Genomic DNA, 25,161 nt, shown 5'->3' with positions numbered 1-25,161 from the left:
GCCCAAGCTCCATCAACCGAGGCGAGACGGCTCCCACGGGTATGAATCGGTTCGTACAGACACAAACATCCGCGGTCACCGTTCCCGGAATGTTCCCATCAGGCATGAGAAAGGCCCTCCGCGATTCCCCACGAAGGGCCTTCAACCCTCTGACCTGCACTCTTCAGAGCCGCCTTCGGGATTCGAACCCGAGACCTACGCATTACGAGGGCTTGCAAGATCATCTCTACTTGTGTCAAACGGTGCCACAAAATCCCATTTCCGCTGATCAAAAGCCCGCGACCTTGATCAGCGTGACGGCTGGTCCAGACTGGTGCTGACCAGTCCGCTCACGCAGCGCTCACGCAGGCTGGCTGCTTCGAGCCACGCCAAACCGCTGTAGCGTGGTAACCGTCAGCCCAGCGGCTCGTTTCTCCGTTTCCGATCCAACCGTCGCAGTAGCCCCCGATAGTCGCGCATCGGCGCAGCAAGGACCGTAAACTACGCCGACCGCAACCGGCGACTCATGGGCTCGCGCAGGACATGCCCCGGTGGGCGATCGCCCGACAACTCTGTCCGTATCGCAACACCAAAGCTGTCACCGACAGGTAGTCTCGGACGAATCGTGGCCAGCAGCCGACCAACAGATGTGGCCCCCTAGGCGTCCAAGCCGTGCGCCGACCTGCACAGAGCTGAACCGGGTCGCGGGCACGAACAATTACGCATGGAGGGTGCTGAACAGGTGATGGAGGGCGGATGCTCCCCAGCAATCACGGCAGCTCGCGCAGCTGATGATCTAGGGGAACAGTGGACGGCGGGAGTGTTGTAATGAGGAGTTCATCAGCATCGCGCTTACCGGTCTTGCCACTAGCGGTGTAACGCGTTTTCACCAACCGTTTAGTCAAGGGCCACGAGCGTACGCCAAGCGCTTCCCGATCCACGCGGCTAGGCGTCATGCGAGCATGCGCATAAAGCCAAGTACTTTCGGTCAACATTGGGTTGTTGTCGTAGCTGAGCAGCCAGCGAAACTGCGCCTTGGTGCGCAGATATCCGGCAAGCTGCATGTGGAGCATGTGATTGTCTGATCCCGCCTTGCCACCCCTGCCGCCGCCATATCCGCCTCGGGGGTCGAATGAGGTGCGGTACAAGTGCGAGGCTTTTTGGATGTAGGGCGGGTCGAGGTAGGCAATGACGCGAGACGGGATCAACTGCGGGTAGTAACTGGGCAAGTCATCGAGTGTCCGTCGCCAGTCTTTGTGCCAGACATCGACAATTCGGCCAGCGTCGTACAAGTGACCGACATATCGAAGCCTTTGCTCTATGGCCTCGGGATTCCATCGGCATCCAATACCGTATGGGCTCTCTTGTTTGCGCCCACCAATCGGTCCTGCCTTACCGTGAAGGATTCCAGAGAACGTTGTCCGGTTTAGGAATAGGCACTGTGTTGCCAATCCCAGTCGGACGGTGGCAGGCTTCGCTTCCCGAGAGGGCTCCCAGGAACGCCAGTAGTCCCACCGCTCGACGGCGGCTACTCCGCCCGATTTGACATATCGGGTCCACTCGTCATGCATACGGTCGATCAGCGCCTCTGTATCAGCAGCCGCGGCTTGCCAGAAGGCAGTAACCAACGGATCCACGTCAGCGAGCAGCACTCGGTCGACGAGCCCTTGGCCGACGAGCCGCAAGGACGCCGACGCTCCACCGGCAAAAGGCTCGACCAGCAGGTTGATTTCCGGAACGGCCCTCGACCCCTTGGCAGCATCCAAGATTCGGGCGATCACGGGCGCAAGGGACGACTTTGCTCCTGGATAACGCAGTGGCGACTGGTACCTGCTCATCATGAGCGCGTGGTCAACAGCGCCAAGGGGTGAAACGAGTGGGCGGGGCTTGTCGAGGATGTGCATCGGGATTGCCGACGCAACAACATGCGCAACGTGAGCATCAGGAGGGGGGACAGCCGACAGCACAGCCGCATTCTCGATCATGGGGCGAACCGTACCGGAGTTGCTTGTCCACCAGACGAGTCGAGACCGAGACGCTTGGTGGCTACGAGACGGAGCACATCGGTGCCCACACCGATCGGGAATGCGGCCTTCCCGTGCGCGGCTGCCACGGGGATGATGCCATCTACGTACATTGAGGAACCGGTGCGGTCGATCACGTCGAGGATTGCTGGCAGCGTCGGGTAAGCTGCCGGGTCGGCTTGGCCGCCATTGGCATCGTACGGTGCACCGGTCGGTGGGGGCACGGTCGGGACGACGACCCGCCCATCAAGCGCGCGATACACGAACTTGCGCCCCCAGTAAGTCTCCTTGCCATAGGCGCGGGCGTTGTTGGCGTTGACCACTCGAGCGATGATCTGCTCGTCGCATACCAACAGGTCACCCGGTTCGAGAATGTCGTGCCGGGCCAGCTGGCGCGCGTAGTCGACTAGAACTCCAGACTTCTCAATTCCGCAGATATATGGCGCCTTGCCCGGAGCAGTGGTGCCCATCGCTTGAAAGTAATCAAGGGCTCGCCCGCGCAGCTTTGCTGGTGTGCCGAACACTGCTAGCGGGCCATCGACGATGAACAGCGTCGTAGGCAAAGCCTTATGGCGTGACTGCTCCCACAGTAGCGTCGCCAGCCCGACCAGCACCAACAGCTCAATGACCGACATAAGCCGCCCAAGAGCTGACTGGTTCGTGCCCTCTTCGCCAACCTCCTCGTGGATACGGAGTACGTCGGTGGGAAAAAGATGCACGCCACACACGTCGCAATCGGCACCAGCAGGCGGCACAGGAACGTCCCTTTTGCAGTCCTGCGTCGGGCAGTTAACCGGCACTGTGGCCGCCGGCGCCCCGGGAACGCCGTGTAGAAGGAATAGCAGGTCCATCAGCGGCTGGTCAAGGCGGTTGACGTCGATTTTCTTCTGCCGAAACAGCTCATTGATGACCTCGCGCCACGAGGTCACAATGTCGACCTCGGCGCGTATGTACGCGCCGGAGACAGGCAGGTCCAGCGTCACGAGGGCGGTGTTTACCGCACGCTCGATCTTGTAGGGGTCCACAAACCGCTCGGCCCGCTGCGATTCCATGACACCGAGGTCCACGTACGCTGCGGCGGCTTGTGCAAACCCGTACAGGACCGATGGCAGGCCGTCACGAACCTGCTCGACGACGTGTGAACCGTCGACCGCCAGCGCAGCGGTGAGTCGGTTTGACTCAGGCGGGGCAGCAAAGTCGCCCCGCGGACGGATTCGCTTGCGGATCGAATCCAGGTCCTGGATCGCCTCAGCCGGAACATGGAAGGTGCGTTGGTCCGCGATCGCCCGGATGGCGGCCGCCGAATGCCCCAGCCGCGATGCGATCTCGTGAGCCCCGCCGACAGTCTCGTACGGCATCAGAGTGCCGTCCCGTTCAGTGCCAACGGCGTGTCACCAGCTGCTGCTCGTGCTTCGTTGACGAGTGCGATGTCGTACCGATCGATCTGGACGGGGACGATGTACGGCGAGGACAGTGTCTTGAGCCGCACATACCCGCGGTCCTCGGAGGCGATGATCGCATCTGAGAACGCTCCAAAGTCGTAGAACTTGGCCAGCTCCCGCACCTCTGTCGTGTTGTTCAAATGGGCGACAACCCAGTTGGCAGTATTCGCCTTGACCTGGTGCGCCACCCCGGAGACCTCTTGCGTCGCGTAGGTCATGCCGAGATTCAGCTTGCTCGCTTCCTTGGCGAGCTTGACCCAGACGTCGAGGTCATCCTTATAGCGATCCGATGAGAACAGGTTGTGAGCCTCCTCAAGCATCACCTGAATGTGCGGCGGTTCCTGCCCAGAGGTAAACACCTCGGTCTGCTTAGAAAGCAGCCGACGCGTAATCGACTCGCTCAGCGCCTTGGTCACAGCTTCGGCCCCGACATGCAAATCGACAATCACAATGCGCCCCCGGAGAAGCTCCTCGTAGATCTCGATCGCAGGGTCGTTCTGTGTCGCAGGGCTGTGAAACGAGCGCAGTGGATTCAGATTTCGCCAGCCGCGAACGCTGCGGTTCCCACTGCGAGTCGTGAAAATTGGCTCAACGCTCTTCCAGCGGACGTCCTTCGCGAAGTTGGTCGCGTCGGTATCCCCGGCGTCGCGCAGCTCCACGATCTTGTCGACGACATTCTCGATGTCTACTGCAGCGACGGCCACGAAGTTGGCACTGCTCCCAACTTGCACAAACGGGTTACGGCCGAGTCCGGCGACAATCTTCTGCTGAAAAGCGGCGCTGATATTGATTCGCGCGCGAAAATTTGTCGGCACTGCAAACCCCGCGCGCATCAGCGCGCCATAGAGAACAAGCCGGGCACGTTGGGCATGCGTGGTGGCGGAGCGATCTCCTGGAACATCCGCGTAGGACATGCCCGCGAAGTCCTTGACGTAACCAGACTCATCGCCGCTAAGAGTGTCGGAAATCAACCCTTGGACTGCGTCAATCTGATTCTCAGAAAAGAAGTTGATGTTGAGAGGCTTAACGTGCGGCTGCGTGCCGTCCGCACCGAACTTGAAGATCCGGACATGGTCCGCACCGATCGCCGCAATCTCGGTACCATCCTGCACATTTGGGTTGGCGTACTCCCCCTGCGGGTCGAAAATCAGCTGACCAATGGGGTGACCGCCAGCGGCGCGCTGTCGTTCGGAGACCACGAACGTGCGCGCGATGATGATCTTCGCGGTATTCGACTTGCCCATCCGAGTCATGCCGAGCAGGGCGGTCTTGTTGCCAATGAAGTCCCGGATGTTGACTTCGACTGCGGCGTCGGCCTGCTTGGCGGCTTTAGCTCGCCGCCGCGTAGCGGAGTACCGCACCGCGCCGATGCGTACGCGTTCCACCGGGCGTCCGGTCGGTTTGAGGTAGGAGGCGATCGTCGCGAGGCCGTCACCGATAGGCTTCAGAACTCGGTATGTGGACGTGGCGTAGAAGTTGTCCACGTCGGCACCGAACTCCAGCACCTTCTGCCCATCCACGTCGTCTTCGTAGAAGGTGCCGAGGATCTTGCATCGCACACCAGTGAACGACACGCGGTTCTTGGTGAACGGGTCGAGCTCCGCATCGAGCACGGCGGATGGCGATGGGTCCTGGTTGTTAGACAGAGCCGTTCGCAGGGACTCCTCGCGCACTGCGTGCAGGTCTCGCTCAAGCGACAGCGGCGACGTGCCCTCCACGCGCAGAAGCAGCACCTCGTCATCGTCGACGTGTGGCTCGTTGACGTCCTGCGCGGTCGCGAGGAGGAACGAGAACTGCGGAATACCACCGGCGTCGAACTTCCAGCGATCGTGAGTCAGCACGACGGCCTGGCCGTAGTCGATCTGGTGAATCGCACCTATCCGGGTCGACCGACCATCGGCAAGCAGCTCAGACCGCAGCAAAGACCCGGCGCCAACGCCGGGAATGAATTCCGTCACTTTCCACCCGCTCCGAACGCACCCACCAGAAACCCCCGCTCATCTGACCGACAAGATCAATGATCCCGTAGCGTGCTGAGTGTCACAAGACGTCACGCAGCGCTGCTGAGATAGATCAGCCTAGTACCAAGTGAGTTCGCCAGGTGCTGAGTTGATCCGATCCCTGGCCGACAGCAAGACCCCCATCGGGGTATTGCCCGCGTAGGCCGACTAGCAGCGGCGGGTCAGGGAGCAGACTCTTCGCTTCACCTGGCTGCCCATGCTCCTTGGCCTACCTCGTGCAGCCTGGGCAGAGCACCTGCTATCACGCGAGCAGGGTAGCTCGTCCCACTGACGCACGGCGGCCTGATCATTAGCAGGAACGTGCCGAGCTTGCGTCAGACCGTCCTGTCGTGGAGAAAACCCAGCGTGGCGAGCCCTTCGCTGCGACAGAGGTGATCCGAGGCTCCCCGGACTTCGGTCTGAAGGAGCTGGTACACCGCGCCGCAAGTCTGGCCCCAGTGCATGGCTGCCCGCCACAGGTGCCGGCCGAGTCCGTGCCCGCGAGCGTCTGGGTGCACAGCGAAGTACTGCGGCATGAGCTGGGCGACGCCCGTTGGGTCGGGACAGATCTCCATGGGGCCGATGGCACCGACAATACGGTCCTCCACCACGGCCACGAGGACCGGGCCGCATCCCTTGGTCTTCATCAGACGGTCGAGGAAGGCGAAGCCGTCGGCCGACATCGTCTGGGCGAAGGCGGTGAAGGTGCCGCGGATGTGAAGGGGCCAGTCTTCGAGCCGACGGACAGGGCCGAGGGAGGGGGGACAGTGCCGCGCCGTAAAGTCCTTGAGCTGGATGCGGACGCCGAGTGTATGGGTTGTCTCCGGGCCCAGTGGCCGGACAACGCGAGCAGAGGCTGCTCCGTGGAGGGCCGCGAGCTTCGCTGCGAGTTCGGCGGCCTGGTCCAGGAGTTCGTTCCGGTGACCGTAGGCGAAGACCTTCACCGCTCGTCGGCCGCGGGTCAACAGAGTCGGGATGAGTGTGTGGTCAGGGTGGTGGACCACATCGCCAGGAAGGACGACCTCCTGCTTCTCGTTGCCCCAGCGGCGGTCCTTGTCGTACGGCAGGAAGCGCCGGTCGGCGGCCACGAGGAGGGTGGCTTCGAAGAGGTCCGCCGTCAGAGCGTGCGGGTGGACGGGGCCGAGGGTGGGCACGACCGGTGCGGTGAGCACGGGGCGGAGCCAGTCCCAGCGGAAGAGCATGCGGGCACCTTAGCGCTGTACGGGAGGGTGCTCCGGCCCTTCAGTGTGACGGGCCGGAGCACATCGGTCGGGCCGGGATTAGTGGGGGTTGTCGTCGCCGGCGTCGCAGGAGCACTCGGCGCTCTCGACGACGTCGTCCAGGTCCGCGACGAGCGTCACAGCGGCCGAGGCCACCGGGGGTGCCGCGCGGCGGGCGCTGCGGGGTGGTCCGGTCAGGATCTGTACTGGTACGGGTCCGGGCGTCATGGGCTCACCTTCTCTTTCTCCGAGTCTCCGTGCTGGCAGTAGCTGTGCAGCGGCGCCTTCGCCTCCTGGTAGTGCTTGGCCAGGGGGCGACAGACCCGGCATGTGCCGGACAGGGCGCAGCCCTCGCACCCTCCGGTGCGAAGCATCAGGCGGTCGGCGATCGTGCCGAGCCGTCGCAGTCCTTCGATGCCTTCGGTCATGAGGTCGATCTGGTCGTCGCGGCCAACCTTGCAGATCGAGACCCTGGCGTGCGGGTCGGCGTGGAAGAAGGTGTGACCGGCGTTGCATCCGGCGAACGGTTTACGCTGGCGCAGGTGGTCCGCGGACTGCGCGAGGAGCGGTTCGCCGCCGCCGTAGATCGTCGGGGTCATGTTGGTGAACGCGTGATGCTCCACACCCCACTCCCGTGCGAGCGCGGCCATCTCGTCGGCTTCGCTCGCGTTGTCCTCTGTGACCACGATGTTGATGCGCAGCGGCAGCCCGGCGGCGCGGGCGGCATCTATCCCACGCCGGAACGCCTTCCAGGCTCCGCGCCGCTGGGTAAGTGCGTCGAAGGACTCCTCGCTCCCGCCGTACATGCTGACGACGAGGCGGTACGGCGGGCATTCCCGGAAAAGTTGGAGCAGGTCGGGGCGGAACAGCAAGGAGCCGTTGGTGAAGCCCTCCCCCGTCATGGTCTGGACGCCCGAACAGACCGGCGCGTTCCTCGACTTCCTCGCGGAGGACCGGCTGTACGCGATGTGGCACCTGATCGCCTTCCGCGGCCTGCGGCGGGGCGAGGCATGCGCGCAGCCCTGGTCGGAGACCAACCTCGATGACCACTCCCTGACCGTCTCCGCCCAGCTCGTCCAGGACGGGTGGGAGGTCGAGACCTCCGAGCCCAAGACCGACAGCGGCTTCCGCGTGGTCGCGCTCGACGACGACACCGCCAAAGTCCTGAAACGGCACCGCGAACAGCAGGACGCGGACCGCGAGGAGTGGGAATCAGCGTGGGTCGAGACCGGCATGGTCTTCACCCAGGAAGACGGCTCCTGGCTCCATCCCGGGAAGATGACCGACCTCTTCGAGCGCCTCGTCGCCGCCTCCGGGCTCCCGCCGATCCGGCTGCACGACCTCCGGCACGGGGCGGCCACGCTCATGCTCGCCGCCGGCATCGACGTGAAGATCGTGTCGGACACGCTCGGGCACAGCGACACCCGGATCACGCGGGACATTTACCAGAGCGTTCTGCCGCAGGTCGGCAAGAACGCGGCCGAGGCCACCGCCAGGCTGGTTCGCTTCAGCGGAAGACCGAGGCGGAGGAGGCCCGTAGGGCCGCCAAGAAGGCCAAGGACAAGGCGAAAGCCGAGGCCAGGGCCAAGAAGAAAGCCAAGCGGAAGAAACCCAGGAAGTAGGGCACCGGACCACTCCGCTCACGCATCGCTCACGCAAGCCATCTCGCGGCACCACGGCCATGTGACGCGTCATGCCCCGCGCAAGGAAAAACCCCAGGTCACGGCGAGTGAGTCCCAGGGTTTTCCGGAGCCGCCTTCGGGATTCGAACCCGAGACCTACGCATTACGAGTGCGTTGCTCTGGCCATCTGAGCTAAGGCGGCGCGCCGTCCGCACTATGGTGCGATCAGCAACGCGGGTAAGTCTACACAGTTTCCGGGGGTGCTCCGAACAGGCCTCGGGGGGCCGCTTCCGGGGTGGGCGGCAGGGCTATGAGCAGCGCTTTCCCTTGGTCGGAGGGGTGCCTCGGAGCAGGTAGCGGTTGATCACGGAGTCGATGCATTCGCTGCCGCGACCGTAGGCGGTGTGGCCGTCGCCGACGTAGGTGAGGAGGGTGGCGGAGGAGAGCTGGGAGGCGAGGGCCTGGGCCCAGGGGTACGGGGTCGCGGGGTCGCGGGTGGTGCCGACCACGAGGATCGGGGCGGCGCCCTTCGCCTCGACGCGATGGGGTTCACCGGTCGGTTTCACGGGCCAGTACGCGCAGTTCAGGGAGGCCCAGGCCAAGCCCTCGCCGAAGACGGGGGACGCCTTCTCGAATGAGGGGAGGGCCTTCTCCACCTGGTCGGGGCGCGAGAACGCCGCCGGGAGGTCGAGACAGTTCACGGCCGCGTTGGCGAACATCAGATTCGTGTACTTACCGTCGGCGTCCCGCTCGTAATAACTGTCGGAGAGGGAGAGCAGGCCCGCGCCGTCCTTCTCCTTCATCGCCGACATGAGCGCCTCGCGCAGCTGCGACCAGGCAGCCTCGTCGTACATCGCCGCGATCACACCCGTCGTCGCGAGCGCCTCGCCGAGCTCGCGGCCGTCCGCGTCGCCCGCCGGAATCGGAGCCGCGTCGAGCCGCTGGAAGAAGGCCTTGAGGTTCTTGCCTGCCTGGTCGGCGCTGGTGCCCTTGCCGCCCAGCGGGCAGTCGCTCTGGCGTACGCAGTCCTTCGCGAACGACTGGAAGGCCGTCTCGAAGCCCGCCGTCTGCCCCTCCGTGAGCTTGCGCGCGCCGAGCGACGGATCCATCGCGCCGTCCAGGACCAGCCGGCCCACCCGCTCGGGAAAGAGCCCGGCGTACGTCGCCCCGAGGAACGTTCCGTACGACGCCCCCACGTACGTCAGCTTCCTGTCGCCCAGCACAGCCCGCAGCATGTCCATGTCGCGGGCCGTCTCCACCGTGGAGACGTGCCGCAGCAGGCCGGCCGAACGCTGCCCGCACCCCTCGGCGAACTGTTCGTAGGCGTCGACGAGTTGGTCCCTCTCCTTCTCGTCGTCGGGGGTGCTGTCCGTCTGTGTGAACGTGTCCATCTCACTGCCGGTGAGGCACTCGACCGGCTCGCTGCGGGCCACGCCGCGCGGGTCCACGGCGACCATGTCGTAGCGGGCGCGGACCTCCGCCGGGTAGCCGATACCGGCATACGCCTGGAGGTAGCCGACCGCCGAGCCGCCCGGGCCGCCGGGGTTGACCAGCAGCGAACCGAGACGTTTCGCCGGCCCCGTGGCCTTCTTGCGGGAGACGGCCAGCCTGATGTCGCCCGACGCCGGCTTCGCGTAGTCGAGCGGCGCCTTCATCGTGGCGCACTCGAAGCCCGGCACACCGCAGGTACGCCAGGTCAGCTTCTGCCCGTAGTACGGCGACAGTGCCGAGGGCGTGGAACTGGGCAGCGGGGTCAGCACCGTGTCCGCCGTCGCGGCCGTGGTCGAACTCCCTGCGGAGCACGCCGAGACGAGCAGCGCCGTGGCGGCCAGCAGCACGCCGCCCGCGCGGAGGGGCCGGGACAGCCCAGGGGAACTGATCAACCGGCCGGACCGGGCCGGCCGAGGAGCGCACCTGATGTACATCTCGCGAGCGTAACCCTGTGCGACGAGTTGATCACCATAAGTCGCCCACACGCCTCGTACGAGTGACACGGTCAACTAATCCCGCAGGCCAGGCCCGGCGTCACCGGCCACGGCGGCCTCTCCGGTCGCGCACGGACGCCCGAACCCCGTCACCCCGCCCGCAGTGCCATCGTCATCGCCTCCACCGCGAGCAGCGGGGCCACATTGCGGTCGAGGGCCGTGCGGCAGTCGGCGATCGCGTCGATGCGGCGCAGGGTCGCCTCCGGTGAGCTGCCGCGGGCCAACCGCTCCAGGGTGTCCTCGGACTCGGTGTTGGCGAGGGCCAGCCGCGTGCCGAGCTGGAGGGCCAGGACGTCGCGGTAGAAGCCGGTGAGGTCGATCAGGGCCAGGTCCAGCGCGTCGCGCTGCGTCCGCGTTCTCCGGCGCTTCTGGTTGTCCTCCAGCTCCTTCATGACGCCCGCGGTACCGCGGGGCATGCGACCGCCCTGGGACGCGCCGAGGGCCGCCTTCATCTCCTCGGTCTCCTTGACGTCGACTTCCTCGGCGAGCTGCTTGGCGTCCTCGGACGCCGTGTCGATCAGCTCCTGGGCCGCCTTGAGGCAGCCGCCGATGTCGTCGATCCGGAGCGGGAGTCTGAGGACGGCGGCGCGCCGCTCGCGAGCGCGCGGATCCGTGGCGAGGCGGCGGGCCCGCCCGATGTGGCCCTGCGTCGCGCGCGCGACCACCGCAGCCACGACGGGATCGATGCCGTCACGGCGTACGAGGATGTCGGCGACCGCGTCCACGGGCGGGGTGCGCAGGGTGAGCAGGCGGCAGCGAGAGCGGATGGTGGGCAGGACGTCCTCGATGGACGGGGCGCACAGCAGCCAGACCGTACGGGGAGCGGGTTCCTCCACGGCCTTCAGCAGGACGTTGCCCGCGCCCTCCGTGAGGCGGTCGGCGTCCTCCAGGACGATGACCTGCCAGCGGCCGGTCGCCGGGGACATCTGGGCGCCGCGGACCAGGTCGCGGGTCTCCTTCACGCCGATGGAGAGCATGTCGGTGCGGACGATCCGCACGTCGGCGTGGGTGCCGACCAGGCTGGTGTGGCAGCCGTCGCAGAAGCCGCAGCCGGGGACACCGCCCAGCGCGCGGTCGGGGCTCACGCACTGGAGCGCGGCCGCGAACGCCCGCGCCGCAGTGGATCGGCCCGAGCCGGGCGGGCCCGTGAACAGCCAGGCATGCGTCATCTTGGACGCTTCGGGCGGCGGGGTTCCCGAGGCGATCGCCGTGACAAGGGTGTCGGCGTCACGGGCAGCGGCGGTGAGCTGCTCGCTCAGCTTCTCCTGGCCCACCAGGTCGTCCCACACAGGCATGGGCACCGCCCTTTCGTCGCATTTTGCCTTGCCGCGTCCATTGTGCGGGTCACCACTGACAACGGGTGCCAGGCCGAAGTCGATCGGCCGTGACCACCACGCTTCAACGGCCGACCGGCCGTCCACGGTCCATCCGACCGGGCGTGGCCCCGTCGCCCGGTCGCGGTCCGTCCGACCGAACCCCGCCCCGGCCCGCCCCGGCCCTCAGCGCCGGTCAGCCCCCGGCCTCACAACCGGGGATCACCCGACCTCAGCGGCGCCGGCCGCCCTTCCCCTGTTCCTCGTCCCATTCGTCATCGTCACGCGGGCCCAGCAGTTCGTCCGCCAGCGTGGGGAGATCGTCGAGCGGTGTCTCCTCCGCCCAGTCGGAGCGAGGCCGCCGGCGCGGGGTGCCCTCGGCGTCGACCTGGGGCAGTTCGCGCGTACGGTCGCCGGAGTCGTCGGACCGCCGCACCGGGGGCTCGTCACGGAAGTAACCCGGCGGCACCCGGTCCGCGGGACCGCCCGTGGCACCGCCACCCGCGTCGGCGTCCCGAACCGGGGGCAGCACGGCCGTCTCCTCAGCCGCGCCCGAAGTGACCGGAGGCAGCACAGCCGTCTCGTCCGCCGCACCCGAGGTCACCGGCCGCAGCACAGCCGTCTCGTCCGCACCCTTTTCAGGCACGGGAGGCTTCGGCAGCTTGGCCGTCTCCTCGGCGTCGGACCGGCCCTCGGAACGGCCACCAGCCCCGGAGCCGGACCGCGCCCCGGAATCGGACCGCGCACCGCCCGGGCCGTCATCAGCCCGCACCGGTCGCAACACAGCCGTGTCATCCACCGCCCGAGCCGATCCAGCGGACGGCGCCACAACCGGCGTAAGAATGGTCGTCTCATTGTCGGCAGAAGGCGATCCCGAAGCAGAAGCCGACGCGGATCCCGCAGCGGGCCCGTCACCTTCACGAGACCCGGATCCCGCAGCGGGCCCGTCACCCTCACGAGGCCCCGATCCCGCAGCGGGCCCGTCACCCTCACCGCGCCCGGACTCCTCACGTTTCGCGGACTCCTCAGCCACCCGAGAAGCCTCAGCCTCAGCGGCGGCAGCCGAAGCCGCGGCCGCAGCCTGCGCCGCCGCAGAAGCCGCAGCTGCCTCCGCCGCCCCCCGCCGAGCCTCCTCCGCCCGCAACAGCGACTCCTCGGCCTTCCGCTGCTTCTCCAGTCGGCGTTCCTCCGCCTCGGCGCGCAGCCGCGCCTCCTCGGCGGCCAGCCTGCGCAGCCGTTCCTGCTCGACGGCGCGCGCCTGCTCCACCGCGAGCTGGCGGGCCCGCTCCTCCTCGGCACGGCGGCGGGCGTCCTCGGCACGCCGGCGGGCCTCCTCCGCCTGTCGCTCGGCCTCGCGCCGCTGGGCCTCCTCCAACTCGCGCTGCTTGCGCTCCTCTTCCTCCGCGCGCAACCGGGCGAGCTGTTCCTGGCGCTCACGCTCCAGCCGCTCCTCCTCGGCCTTGCGCGCGGCCTCCTCCTCGATCTTCCGGCGGGCTTCTTCCTCGGCCGCCTTGCGGGCCTCTTCCTGGGCCTTCACCTCGGCCTCCGAGAGAGGCAGCAGCATGTCGAGCCGGTGCCGTACGACGGTGGTGACCGCCTCGGGCTCCTGTGCGGCGTCGACGACGAGGTACCGCCCCGGGTCTGCGGCGGCGAGCGTCAGGAACCCGGACCGCACGCGCGCGTGGAACTCGGCCGGCTCCGACTCCAGCCGGTCGGGCGCCTCCGTGAAGCGCTCGCGCGCCGCCTCGGGCGAGACATCCAGCAGCACCGTCAGATGCGGCACCAGACCGTCGGTCGCCCACCGCGAGATCCGCGCGATCTCGGTCGGCGACAGGTCGCGCCCCGCCCCCTGGTAGGCCACCGAGGAGTCGATGTACCGGTCCGAGATGACGACAGCGCCCCGCTCCAACGCGGGCCGTACGACCGTGTCGACGTGCTCCGCGCGGTCGGCGGCGTACAGCAACGCCTCGGCCCGGTGCGAGAGCCCGGCCGACGACACGTCCAGCAGGATCGACCGCAGCCGCTTGCCCACCGGCGTGGCGCCCGGCTCCCGGGTCACCACGACCTCGTGGCCCTTGGCCCGGATCCACTCCGCGAGCGCCTCCGCCTGGGTCGACTTCCCGGCCCCGTCACCGCCCTCCAGAGCGATGAAGAACCCGGAGGCGGCCGGTACCTGCACCGGGTCGTCACCGCCCCGCAGCGCGTCACGCAGGTCGTGCCGCAGCGGCACCCCGGAGCGGTCGTCGGCCTTGGCGAGCACCAGCGCTGCGACGGGCAGCAGCAGCGCGCCGACCAGCATCAGGGTGAAGGCGGCGCCCCCGTGCGCGAACACGAACTTGCCGTTCTCCAGGCGGTGCGGACCGATCGCCGCAGCCACCAGGGGCGCGGCCAGCGCGCCGAGCGCCACGAACAGGCGTACGACGGCGTGCAGATGCTCGGTCGTCCGTGCCCGCCGGTAGTCCTCGGCCTCCAGGTCGAGCAGCGCGTGCCCGGTGTTCGCCGCGATGCCCGCGCCGACGCCCGCGAAACCGACGATCAGCAGCACGGTGGTGACGTCCGGGACCAGACCCGCGGCCAGCAGCGCGACTCCGGTGAAGGCGATCGCCAGCGCGAGCAGCCTGCGCCGCGACAGCGCGGGCAGCACGGAAGAGGCCGTCCGGATGCCGATGACCACACCGCCGGTCAGCGCCAGCACGAGCAGTCCGTACGTCACCGGGCCGCCACCCAGGTCCTTGGCGTGCAGCACGGAGACGGCGACAGCGGCCGAGATCGCCGCGGCGACAGCGGCGCAGGCCAGGACCAGCAACGGAATCGCGCCCGTACGGCCCGTCTCGACGTCCGTGCCCGTCTTGGGGCGGCGCAGACCCTCCAGCGGCGACCGCGCGCGCGGGGTGCGCGCGTCGGGCAGTTCGAGGAAGGTGAGCACCGACAGCGAGGCGGCGAACAGCCCGGCGGCGACGTACGAGGCCAGCGCCGCCTGGTGCTGGCCGAACCAGGCGATCCCGGTGCCCAGCAGGTTGTTGACGAGGGACACGGCCACGAGCGTGGCGGCCGCGATCGGCACCGTCAGGAATCCCGTACGCAGCGACAGGCGCCGCAGCGCGTCCATGTGGTCCGGCAGCGGGCGCACCGTGGCGCCCTCCGGCGGGGGCGCGGGCAGCAGCGCGGGCGCCGCGCTCTCCCGGCACACCGTCCAGAACCGCTCGGCGACACCGGTCACGAAGGCGACGACGAGGATGGCGGCGAGCGCGTCGTCCGGCGTCCAGTCGATCCACAGGGGGGCGACGATCAGGAGCGCCGCCCGCAGACCGTCCGCGCCGACCATGGTCCAGCGCCGGTCGAGCAGACCGTCCTGGGAGGTCAGCGTGGTGAGCGGGCCCAGAAGTACGGCTCCGAAGAGAAGCGTCGCGAGAATGCGCACGCCGAAGACGGCCGCCACAGCGAGGGCGACACCGCGGTACCCACCGCCGAAGGACCCCTCGGAGATCGCCGCCTGCAGAGCCAGCACGACCAGGACCAGCAGGGCCAGGGCGTCGCCGACACCTCCGACCAGCTGGGCGCTCCACAGCCGTTTCAGCTGCGGCTGGCGCAGCAGAGCGCGCACGGCGCGCTCCCGTGAATCCGCGACCAGGGCGTCGTCGGGGGCCGGGTCGTGGCCCGTTGGCTGCTCGGATCGCGTCATCCTGACAGCCTATCCGGACCCACTGACTCCCCGAAGGGGTGCCCGAACATACGGACGCCCCCACACCAAAAGGTGTAGGGGCGCACACGCGTCGGACACAAGGAAGACGCTGCCAGGCACAAGCAAGGCGCTGTCCGGCGCCAGGAAGCCGACACCAGGAAGACGCTGTCAAGCACTAGGTGGGCGGTGCCAGGAAGGCACCGTCACCAGCCCTCCGACCCGCCGCCCGCAGACCTGCCGGCCCGCTGACGCTCTAGCCCTCCGAAGCCGCCGTCTTCTTGGCGACGGTCTTCTTGGCGGGTGCCTTCTTGGCAGCCGTCTTCGAAGTCGTCGTCTTCTTTGCAGCGGTTTTCTTGGCAGGGGCCTTCTTGGTGGCCGTTTTCTTGGCGGGAGCCTTCTTCGCGGTCTTCTTGGCCGGCGACTTGGCGCGCTTCTCCGCGAGGAGCTCGAAGCCCCGCTCGGGGGTGATCTCCTCGACGCTGTCGTCGGACCGCAGGGTCGCGTTGGTCTCGCCGTCGGTCACGTACGGCCCGAAACGGCCGTCCTTGACGACGACGGGCTGCCCGCTGACCGGGTCCGCGCCCAGTTCCTTCAGCGGCGGCTTGGCGGCCGCGCGCCCGCGCTGCTTGGGCTGGGAGTAGATCTCCAGCGCCTCTTCGAGGGTGATGCTGAAGAGCTGGTCCTCGGCGGTGAGGGACCGCGAGTCCGTGCCCTTCTTCAGGTACGGCCCGTAGCGACCGTTCTGCGCGGTGATCTCCACGCCCTCGGCGTCCTTGCCCACCACACGCGGCAGCGACATCAGCTTCAGCGCGTCGTCCAGCGTCACCGTGTCCAGCGACATCGACTTGAACAGTGAGGCCGTACGCGGCTTGACGGCGTTCTTGCCCGTCTTCGGGGTGCCCTCGGGGAGCACCTCGGTGACGTACGGGCCGTAGCGGCCGTCGCGAGCGATGATCTGGTGGCCCGTCACCGGGTCGGCGCCGAGCTCGAAGTCGCCGCTCGGCTTGGCCAGCAGCTCCTCGGCGAGTTCGACCGTCAGCTCGTCGGGGGCCAGGTCCTCGGGGACGTCCGCGCGCTGGTGGTTCTCGGAGTCCTTCTCGCCGCGCTCGGCGTACGGTCCGTAACGCCCGACGCGCAGCATGATGTCGTTGCCGACGGGGAAGGACGACACCTCGCGGGCATCGATGGCGCCCAGGTCGGTGACGAGCTCCTTGAGGCCGCCGAGGTGGTCGCCGTCGCCGTTCCCGGCCTCGGCGGCACCCCTCGCCTCACCCTCGCCGAAGTAGAACCGCCGCAGCCACGGAATCGACTGCGCCTCGCCCCGCGCGATGCGGTCGAGGTCGTCCTCCATCTTGGCGGTGAAGTCGTAGTCGACGAGCCGGCCGAAGTGCTTCTCCAGCAGGTTGACCACGGCGAAGCTCAGGAAGGACGGCACGAGAGCCGTGCCCTTCTTGAAGACGTATCCGCGGTCGAGGATGGTCCCGATGATCGACGCGTACGTCGACGGGCGGCCGATCTCGCGCTCTTCGAGCTCCTTGACCAGGCTGGCCTCGGTGTAGCGGGCCGGGGGCTTGGTGGCGTGCCCGTCGACCGTGAGCTCCTCGGCGGACAGCGGGTCGCCCTCGGTCACCTGCGGCAGCCGGCTCTCGCGGTCGTCCAGCTCGGCGTTCGGGTCGTCCGCGCCCTCGACGTACGCCTTCAGGAAGCCGTGGAAGGTGATCGTCTTGCCGGACGCGCTGAACTCGGCGTCACGGCCGTCCGCGGCCCTGCCCGCGATCTTGACGGTGACGGAGTTGCCGACCGCGTCCTTCATCTGGGAGGCGACGGTCCGCTTCCAGATCAGCTCGTACAGCCTGAACTGGTCGCCGGTCAGACCCGTCTCGGCCGGAGTGCGGAAACGATCACCCGACGGGCGGATCGCCTCGTGCGCCTCCTGCGCGTTCTTGACCTTGCCGGCGTACGTGCGCGGCTTGTCCGGCAGGTAGTTGGCGCCGTACAGCTGCGTGACCTGGGTGCGGGCGGCGGAGATCGCCGTCTCCGACAGGGTCGTGGAGTCCGTACGCATGTAGGTGATGAAGCCGTTCTCGTACAGCTTCTGCGCCACCTGCATGGTGGCCTTCGCGCCGAAGCCGAGCTTGCGCGAGGCCTCCTGCTGGAGCGTCGTCGTACGGAACGGGGCGTAGGGCGAGCGGCGGTACGGCTTGGACTCGACCGAGCGGACCGCGAAGTCCGTGTTCTCCAGGGCGGCGGCGAGCGCGCGGGCGTTCGTCTCGTCCAGGTGGAGCGTGTTGGCGCCCTTGATCTGGCCGAGCGAGTCGAAGTCGCGGCCCTGGGCGACCCGCTTGCCGTCGACGGCCGTGAGGCGGGCGACCAGCTGCGAGGGGTCGGACGCGTCCCCGGCGCGACCGGTGCCGAAGGTGCCCGTCAGGTCCCAGTACTCGGCGGAGCGGAAGGCGATGCGCTCGCGCTCCCGCTCGACGACGAGGCGGGTCGCCACGGACTGCACACGGCCCGCCGACAGCCGCGGCATGACCTTCTTCCACAGGACCGGCGAGACCTCGTAGCCGTAGAGGCGGTCGAGGATGCGGCGGGTTTCCTGGGCGTCGACCATGCGCTGGTTGAGCTCGCGCGGGTTGGCGACTGCGCTGCGGATCGCGTCCTTGGTGATCTCGTGGAAGACCATCCGGTGGACGGGGACCTTGGGCTTCAGGACCTCGAGGAGGTGCCACGCGATGGCTTCGCCCTCGCGGTCCTCATCGGTGGCGAGGAAGAGTTCGTCGGAGTCCTTCAGCAGGTCCTTGAGCTTCTTGACCTGGGCCTTCTTGTCCGCGTTGACCACGTAGATCGGCGCGAAGTCGTTGTCGACGTCCACGCCGAGGCGGCGCACCTCGCCGGTGTACTCCTCCGGCACCTCCGCGGCACCGTTGGGAAGGTCACGGATGTGCCCGACGCTCGCTTCGACGACATAGCCGGGGCCGAGATAGCCCTTGATCGTCTTCGCCTTGGCAGGCGACTCGACGATGACGAGTCGGCGGCCGCCGTGTGCGGTGTCGCTGGTCGGGGACAACTTCGCTCTTCTCTCCGGTCGACGCGGGGGATCGCCCCAGGCCTTGCTCCCGGGGGTCGGGATGGTGCTGACGCTGCGGAGTGTGACGGTACATCCCGCCCCCGTGTCAAACGGGAAAAGCCCGCAACGGCCACTCGAACGGTAACCCGACTACCGCCATTCCTGCCGCCCGGCGTGTCGACCAGTCGTTTCGGCTCTGTCCGGAGTGTGACCTCCCAGTTACCGAAGTCGCCGCCGTCACACGCGCGCGAGCACCCAGATCGCGAGGGCCAGCGACCCCGCTCCGGCGACGCTCGCGAACGTCGCCGATGCGACGCGGTTCACACCGACGGCGACGGGTTCGCCGCGCCGCAACCTGGTCACGGTCCAGGCCAGCAGTCCGCCTCCGAACAGCGCGAACACCACTCCCACGAAGATCGCCGGTCCGCTTTCCACTGTTCTGTCCTTCCGTCCCGAGCCTTCAGGGTCGGGACGCTGGCAGGTCCCGGCAGCGGTCACACGAACCCACGGTGAACACCGGGCGACCGACACCCCATGAGCCACTCCTGCCGCGCCGCACGCGGGGCACGGTCCGCCGCCCCAACTCGTCTCGAACCTGCCGCGTCCGGGCTTCGGAACGCGTACGGCCGCCCCGAGCGGCATGCCCCCGCTCACCCGCCCCCACTACGCCGGTTCAAGGAACCCCTGCTCCACCAGCAGCCGGATCTGCGCGGGCGTCCGGTCCCGGAGCAACACCGGATCCTCGCCGACCAGTTGGGCGATGGCGTCCAGGATCCGGCCGGCGCTCAGCGTGCCGTCGCAGACGCCCGCGAAGCCCGCGCCGACCGTGTCGACCTTCGTCGCCCGGCGCATCCCGCGGTTCTGGCGCAGCACCACGTGCTCCGGGTCCTCGGCACCGGGCAGCCCGACCTGCTCCTGGACGACCTCGGCCGCGAGCCTGAAGTGCGCGCCGAGCAGCGCGGCGTCGTCGTGCGCCCGCAGGTAGTCCACGCGGTCGAAGTGCGCGCGCACGGCCTCACCGAGGGGCTGTTCGACCGAGTGCGGCCACTCCTCGACCGTGATCGACGGCTCGGCGGCAGCCGTCCTGCGCAGGGTGAGCCACCCGAAGCCGACGGCCTTCACCTTGCGCGCCTCGAACTCGTCGAGCCACTCGTCGTAGCGCGCCTGGTACTCGGCGGGATCCACCCGGTGGTCCCCCGCGTCGCGCAGCCACAACTCGGCGTACTGCGTGACGTCCTGGACCTCGCGCTGCACGATCCACGCGTCACAGCCGCGCGGCACCCAGGACCGGAGCCGGTCCTGCCACTCCTCCCCCTCCACGTGCTGCCAGTTGGCCAGAAACTGCGCGTATCCCCCGTCCCTGAGGCGCTCCCCCGCCTGCTGAACGAGCGTCCGGCACAGATCGTCCCCGCCCATCCCGCCGTCGCGGTAGGTGAGCCGGGCGCCCGGCGAGATCACGAAGGGCGGGTTCGAGACGATCAGGTCGTACGTCTCGTCGGCGACCGGATCGAACAGGGAGCCTTCGCGCAGGTCGGCGGCGGGGGCGCCGGAGAGGGCGAGGGTGAGCGCGGTGATGTGCAGCGCGCGGGGGTTGAGGTCGGTCGCGGTCACACGCGTGGCGTGCTGGGCGGCGTGCAGGGCCTGGATCCCGGAGCCGGTGCCGAGATCGAGGGCCGACTCCACCGGCGTACGGACGGTGATGCCCGCGAGGGTCGTGGAGGCGCCGCCCACGCCGAGCACGACGCCTTCGTCCCGGCTGCCGATGCCGCCCGCGCCGCCGACGGCACAGCCGAGGTCGGACACGATGAACCAGTCCTGTCCGTCCGAACCGCCGTAGGGCCGGATGTCCACGGTCGCGGCGACCTCGTCCCCGCCCACCCGGGTCAGCCAGCCGCTCTCCACGCAGTCCTCGACCGGCAGAACGTCAGCCAGGCGTGCGTGCGGCACGGGCTGCTGCAACAGGAACAGCCTTACGAGCGTCTCCAGCGGCGTGTCCCCCCGGGTGGCCCGGAGGGCGGGCACGGTCTCGCTGCGTGCCAGTGCGGCGTAGGCGGGGGCGCCGAGCAGGTCGAGCAGTCCGTCGGCGGTGAAGGCGGCCCCGAGCAGGGCGTCACGCAACCGAGCGGCGACTTCGACACGACCGGACGAGGGCAGGGGGAACAGGCTGGATTTGCTCACATCCCCCATTGTGTCCGCTCCCGGCAATGGGGGCGCGGGCCTGTGGACAACTCAAGGTTCGCCGCCCACACCTGTGGACAAGCCACGCCGAAGGCCCGGCACGCACGCGTACCGGGCCGTCTTTCGGTTGACGAACGATCGCCCTCCCGGGGCAGCCCTCAGGAGAATCAGCGTGTCCGGATCAGCCCTGGGCCGCCGAGGGCGAGGCGGACGAGGAGGCGGTCTTGCAGCTCTCCTGCGTCGCCATCGCCTTGCCGACGTCTCCCTCTTCGAGCTTCTTCAGGGCGTCGTTCCCGCTCTTGCCCAGCTTCCCCAACTGCTCGGCCACACCGCTGAGTCCGTCCGCGAACTTCGCTTGGTCCTTGGTGTCGAGCGCGTCCGACTGCTTCACCAGATCGGCGTAGGACGCGGAGAGGCCGTTGAGCTCCTTGACCGCGTCCTGCTGCTTCTTCTCACCGTTCTCGACGTCCGGGGCCCCGACGTTCTGGATGGAGGTCGCCATCACCTTGTAGGCGTCGGAGATGTCCTGGAAGCCAGTGGAGTCGGCCTTCTGCACCTCTTCCGGAGTGCTGTCGTCCGAGGTCTCCTTCTGGATCTTGGCGTTGGCCGCCGCGATCTTCTGGATCTGCGGCTGCACCGCGTCACAGACCTGCTTGGCCCAGGAGTTCAGCTGGTCGTTGTTGTCGTCGTCACTGCTGCATCCCGACAGCGCCAGTACCAGTACCGCACCGCCGGACAGTGCGGCCGCGAGCTTCTTGTTCACCGGGTTGGTCCCTTCCATGGCTCTCGGCCCCGGAACATACACGGGGTACGCGCGACATCCGCACGCCGGATGTCTGCGTGAGTATGTTTTGGAGCCATTTGCACCAAGCGAGAGAAGGCTCACGGAGAAGGTGTGAACGCACACCAAGGCGGGCGGACCGCACGTCTGCACGCGCCGTCCGCCCGCCCAGTGGGTGGCACTCCTCCGAATCCTGACCAGCCAGAAGGCCGGGCACCGGGGGCTCCCTAGGACACCACCGCGGGATCGGCCGGCTTGGCCACCCGCTCCGCGTCGTCTTCGTCACCCATGGCGATCCCGCGCCGCTTGGAGATGTACACCGCGACGATGATGACAAGGAACGAGAGCACCGCGATCAGCACGCGCACGGCCACGCTCTTGTCGTCGCCGTACGAGAACTTGACGACCGCCGGCGCGATGAGCAACGCCACCAGGTTCATCACCTTCAGCAGCGGGTTGATCGCGGGTCCCGCGGTGTCCTTGAACGGGTCGCCCACCGTGTCGCCGATCACCGTCGCGGCATGGGCCTCGCTGCCCTTGCCGCCGTGATGACCGTCCTCGACGAGCTTCTTCGCGTTGTCCCAGGCACCGCCGGAGTTCGCCAGGAAGACCGCCATCAGCGTGCCGGTGCCGATCGCCCCCGCGAGGAACGAGCCGAGGGCTCCCACTCCGAGCGTGAACCCGATCGCGATCGGCGTGAGTACGGCGAGCAGACCGGGCGTGGTCAGTTCGCGCAGCGCGTCCTTGGTGCAGATGTCGACGACGCGCCCGTACTCGGGTTTCTCGGTGTAGTCCATGATCCCGGGGTGTTCGCGGAACTGCCGCCGCACCTCGTAGACCACGGCCCCGGCGGACCGCGAGACCGCGTTGATCGCCAGCCCCGAGAAGAGGAAGACGACCGCGGCGCCCGCGATGAGACCCACCAGGTTGTTGGGCTGGGAGATGTCCATCATCAGGTTCATCGGTGCGCCCGGCCCCGAGACCTTCTCGCCCACCTCGTTCGCGGCCGTGAGGATCGCGTCGCGATACGAGCCGAAGAGCGCCGAGGCCGCGAGTACGGCGGTGGCGATGGCGATGCCCTTGGTGATGGCCTTGGTGGTGTTGCCCACGGCGTCCAGGTCGGTGAGCACCTGCGCGCCCGCGCCCTCGACGTCACCGGACATCTCGGCGATGCCCTGCGCGTTGTCGGAGACGGGCCCGAAGGTGTCCATGGCCACGATCACGCCGACCGTGGTCAGCAGGCCGGTACCGGCCAGCGCCACGGCGAAGAGCGCCAGCATGATCGACGTACCGCCGAGCAGGAAGGCCCCGTACACGCCGAGGCCGATCAACAGGGCGGTGTAGACGGCCGATTCGAGACCGATGGAGATGCCGGCGAGGACGACGGTGGCCGCGCCGGTGAGCGAGCTCTTGCCGATGTCCCGTACCGGGCGCCGGGTGGTCTCGGTGAAGTAGCCGGTCAGTTGCTGGATCAGCGCGGCCATGACGATGCCGATCGCGACGGCGATGACCGCGAGGATCCGCGGGTCGCCGTCCTTGGCCGCGATCGCCGCGTCCGTGACGCCGTCCAGGTCCGCGTACTTCGCCGGCAGATAGGTGTAGACGGCCACGGCCACCAGCACCAGCGAGATCACCGCGGAGATGAAGAACCCACGGTTGATCGCGGACATGCCGCTGCGGTCGGAGCGTCGGGGCGCCACCGCGAAGATGCCGACCATCGCGGTGAGTACGCCGATCGCGGGCACGATCAGCGGGAACGCGAGCCCGGCGTCGCCGAACGCCGCCTTGCCGAGGATCAGTGCGGCGACCAGTGTCACGGCGTACGACTCGAACAGGTCCGCGGCCATACCGGCACAGTCGCCGACGTTGTCGCCCACGTTGTCGGCGATGGTCGCGGCATTGCGCGGATCGTCCTCCGGAATGCCCTTCTCGACCTTGCCGACCAGGTCGGCGCCGACGTCGGCGGCCTTGGTGAAGATTCCGCCTCCGACACGCATGAACATCGCGATCAGCGCGGCCCCGAGCCCGAAGCCCTCCAGAACCTTCGGCGCGTCGGCGGCGTACACCAGCACCACACAGGAGGCGCCCAGCAGACCGAGCCCCACCGTGAACATGCCGACGACGCCGCCTGTGCGGAAAGCGATCTTCATGGCTTTGTGCGAGACGGCGGTGAGATCCTTTTCGGGCTCACCCTCCGCCGGAGTCGCTTCCCTTGCCGCGGCGGCCACGCGGACATTGCTCCGTACGGCGAGCCACATACCGATATAACCGGTGGTCGCCGAGAACGCCGCGCCGATCAAGAAGAAGATCGACCGTCCGGCACGCTGATTCCAGTCGTCTGCCGGAAGCAGCATGAGCAGGAAGAACACCACCGCGGCGAATACCGCGAGGGTGCGCATCTGCCGTCCCAGGTAGGCATTGGCGCCCTCCTGGATCGCCCTTGCGATCTCCTTCATGCTGTCGGTGCCCTCGCCGGCCGCGAGCACCTGGCGTACCAGGACCCCGGCGACCGCGAGCGCCGCGAGCGCGACGACCCCGATGACCATCACGATCAGACGGTTGTCGTCGGTCAGTACTGCGGCTGCGAAGGTTGTGGACTGGTCAAACTGATGAGGGGTAGAAAGCCCCGCCATTCGTCCTCCTTGACGCTTGGACCGAGCTCAAGATGTGGACGGATTGTAGGTACCCGCACCTGATCAAAACAGTGCGCGGTAAACGGAATTAGCCTCACATGCTCTTCAGCAAATGATCGCCGGGTGCCCACGGGACCCGAAAGAGGTAATGCCCCAAAACCGTTGACGCTTGATCAAATAATTGCGGCACTGATCGTGAATTCATTCACGAAAGGCGGTCAATGAGACAGCAGGGGCGCCAGGGCATGCGAAAGGGCCCTGCTGAGCAGGGCCCTTTCGGTTGCTTACGCTGTCGCGAGGGACTACGGGGACGTACTCAGAAAGTGAGCGCGGCCGGCGGCGTGGTCGGCCAGCTCATCCTGATCAGTCCGCCGTTCTCCCCGGCGGTGACCTCGACGTCGTCGACGAGGCCGCTGATGACCGCGAGCCCCATCTCGTCCTCCTCGGTCTCCGCGTCGGAGTCGCCGGAGGAGACACCGGGCACCGACTCACCGGGAGCCGTGCGCGGAGCTTCGTCGCCGACCTCGATGGAGAACGACTTCTCCTCCTCGATCAGCAGCACCCGCACCGGCGCCGAGATGCCGCTGCTCTGGTGCAGTCCCACGGCACGGGTACAGGCCTCGCCGACAGCGAGTCTGACCTCGTCCAGTACGGCCTCGTCCACTCCGGCCCTGCGCGCCACCGCTGCCGCCACCAGTCGGGCGGTCCTGACGTGCTCGGGCAGCGCGCTGAAGCGGAGCTCAACGGTGGCCATGCATCCCCCTCAGCTACGGGCGTGCTTTCGGAGGGCCGGGCCGCCGAGACCCGGTCCCCCCTTCCTTGCTTCTGCCGTCGTGGGCGCGACTTGTGCCGTCCTTCGGCTCGCGGCCCGCTGACGGGTCAGTCGGTGGCGTTCACCGCTTCCTCGACCGAGGTGTGGATCGGGAACACCTTGGTGAGGCCGGTGATACGGAAGATCTTCAGAATGCGCTCCTGGTTGCAGACCAGACGCAGCGAGCCCTCATGGGCACGCACACGCTTCAGGCCGCCCACCAGAACGCCGAGCCCGGTGGAGTCGAGGAAGTCCACGCCCTCCATGTCGACGACGAGGTGGAAACTGCCGTCGTTCACCAGCTCGACCAGCTGCTCGCGCAGCTTGGGCGCGGTATATACATCGATTTCGCCACCGACCTCGACGACCGTACGGTCGCCGTTAGGGCCGGACACACTGCGAGTCGACAGAGACAGGTCCACGA

Annotated in this window: 15 protein-coding genes, 1 tRNA gene and 2 pseudogenes; 1 reads left to right on the top strand and 17 read right to left on the bottom strand. The window is 68.0% G+C overall.

Annotated features, from left to right (window positions below):
* Positions 1–749: 749 nt before the first annotated feature.
* The 6 genes and pseudogenes from ACIBLC_RS23375 to ACIBLC_RS23350 all read right to left on the bottom strand — a co-directional run.
* Positions 750–1,964 (bottom strand): DNA adenine methylase, encoded by a 1,215-nt coding sequence (locus ACIBLC_RS23375; protein ID WP_399213075.1) that lies wholly within the window; start codon positions 1,962–1,964, stop codon positions 750–752.
* Entirely contained in the window at positions 1,961–3,361 is a 1,401-nt protein-coding gene (locus ACIBLC_RS23370; RefSeq protein ID WP_399213074.1) for a hypothetical protein, read from the bottom strand. The genes ACIBLC_RS23375 and ACIBLC_RS23370 overlap by 4 nt, the downstream gene beginning before the upstream one ends.
* Positions 3,361–5,403, bottom strand: coding sequence for a helicase HerA domain-containing protein (locus ACIBLC_RS23365; protein ID WP_399213073.1), 2,043 nt, complete (start codon positions 5,401–5,403; stop codon positions 3,361–3,363). Before ACIBLC_RS23365 ends, ACIBLC_RS23370 begins: the two co-directional genes overlap by 1 nt.
* 377 nt (positions 5,404–5,780) lie before the next feature.
* The gene (locus ACIBLC_RS23360) at positions 5,781–6,647 is read right to left on the bottom strand and encodes a GNAT family N-acetyltransferase (RefSeq protein ID WP_399213072.1); all 867 of its coding nucleotides are present in this window, start codon (positions 6,645–6,647) and stop codon (positions 5,781–5,783) included.
* A 78-nt stretch (positions 6,648–6,725) separates the two neighbouring features.
* Positions 6,726–6,893: a hypothetical protein gene (locus ACIBLC_RS23355; RefSeq protein WP_399213070.1), complete on the bottom strand. Its 168-nt coding sequence runs from the start codon at positions 6,891–6,893 to the stop codon at positions 6,726–6,728.
* Positions 6,890–7,549, bottom strand: a pseudogene (locus ACIBLC_RS23350) (radical SAM protein); the annotation flags it as partial. The gene ACIBLC_RS23355 and the pseudogene ACIBLC_RS23350, both read right to left, overlap by 4 nt.
* Between ACIBLC_RS23350 and ACIBLC_RS23345 the strand changes: the two are divergent.
* Positions 7,470–8,060 (top strand): annotated as a pseudogene (locus ACIBLC_RS23345) (site-specific integrase); the annotation flags it as partial. The pseudogenes ACIBLC_RS23350 and ACIBLC_RS23345 overlap by 80 nt on opposite strands.
* Before the next feature lie 355 nt (positions 8,061–8,415).
* Here the strand turns inward: ACIBLC_RS23345 and ACIBLC_RS23340 are convergent.
* The 11 genes from ACIBLC_RS23340 to bldG all read right to left on the bottom strand — a co-directional run bounded on the left by ACIBLC_RS23340 (position 8,416) and on the right by bldG (position 25,159).
* A tRNA-Thr gene (locus ACIBLC_RS23340) sits at positions 8,416–8,489 on the bottom strand.
* Positions 8,490–8,595: 106 nt separating this feature from the next.
* Positions 8,596–10,212: an alpha/beta hydrolase gene (locus ACIBLC_RS23335; RefSeq protein WP_399213068.1), complete on the bottom strand. Its 1,617-nt coding sequence runs from the start codon at positions 10,210–10,212 to the stop codon at positions 8,596–8,598.
* Positions 10,213–10,361: 149 nt separating this feature from the next.
* Positions 10,362–11,567, bottom strand: coding sequence for a DNA polymerase III subunit delta' (locus tag ACIBLC_RS23330; protein ID WP_399213067.1), 1,206 nt, complete (start codon positions 11,565–11,567; stop codon positions 10,362–10,364).
* A 250-nt stretch (positions 11,568–11,817) separates the two neighbouring features.
* On the bottom strand, positions 11,818–15,267 hold the full coding sequence (gene tmk / locus ACIBLC_RS23325) for a dTMP kinase (protein WP_399213066.1): 3,450 nt from the start codon (positions 15,265–15,267) through the stop codon (positions 11,818–11,820).
* A gap of 253 nt (positions 15,268–15,520) precedes the next feature.
* Positions 15,521–18,334 carry a type I DNA topoisomerase gene (gene topA / locus ACIBLC_RS23320; RefSeq protein ID WP_399213064.1) on the bottom strand — a complete coding sequence of 938 codons (2,814 nt, stop codon included), beginning with the start codon at positions 18,332–18,334 and terminating at the stop codon, positions 15,521–15,523.
* Positions 18,335–18,571: 237 nt separating this feature from the next.
* Positions 18,572–18,769: a hypothetical protein gene (locus ACIBLC_RS23315; RefSeq protein WP_399213063.1), complete on the bottom strand. Its 198-nt coding sequence runs from the start codon at positions 18,767–18,769 to the stop codon at positions 18,572–18,574.
* A gap of 228 nt (positions 18,770–18,997) precedes the next feature.
* Positions 18,998–20,521: a methyltransferase gene (locus ACIBLC_RS23310; protein WP_399213062.1), complete on the bottom strand. Its 1,524-nt coding sequence runs from the start codon at positions 20,519–20,521 to the stop codon at positions 18,998–19,000.
* A 172-nt stretch (positions 20,522–20,693) separates the two neighbouring features.
* A complete protein-coding gene (locus ACIBLC_RS23305; protein ID WP_399213061.1) occupies positions 20,694–21,293 on the bottom strand; it encodes a small secreted protein in 600 nt (199 codons plus the stop codon).
* 227 nt (positions 21,294–21,520) lie between these two features.
* Positions 21,521–23,926 (bottom strand): sodium-translocating pyrophosphatase, encoded by a 2,406-nt coding sequence (locus ACIBLC_RS23300; protein ID WP_399213060.1) that lies wholly within the window; start codon positions 23,924–23,926, stop codon positions 21,521–21,523.
* Between the two features lie 316 nt (positions 23,927–24,242).
* Entirely contained in the window at positions 24,243–24,680 is a 438-nt protein-coding gene (locus tag ACIBLC_RS23295; RefSeq protein ID WP_399213059.1) for an ATP-binding protein, read from the bottom strand.
* 125 nt (positions 24,681–24,805) lie between these two features.
* A complete protein-coding gene (bldG, locus tag ACIBLC_RS23290) occupies positions 24,806–25,159 on the bottom strand; it encodes an anti-sigma factor antagonist BldG (RefSeq protein ID WP_266457251.1) in 354 nt (117 codons plus the stop codon).
* Positions 25,160–25,161: the final 2 nt, after the last annotated feature.

It is taken from the genome of Streptomyces sp. NPDC050535, from assembly GCF_044457665.1.
Lineage (GTDB): Bacteria > Actinomycetota > Actinomycetes > Streptomycetales > Streptomycetaceae > Streptomyces.
This window is presented reverse-complemented; position numbering and strand designations above follow the sequence as displayed.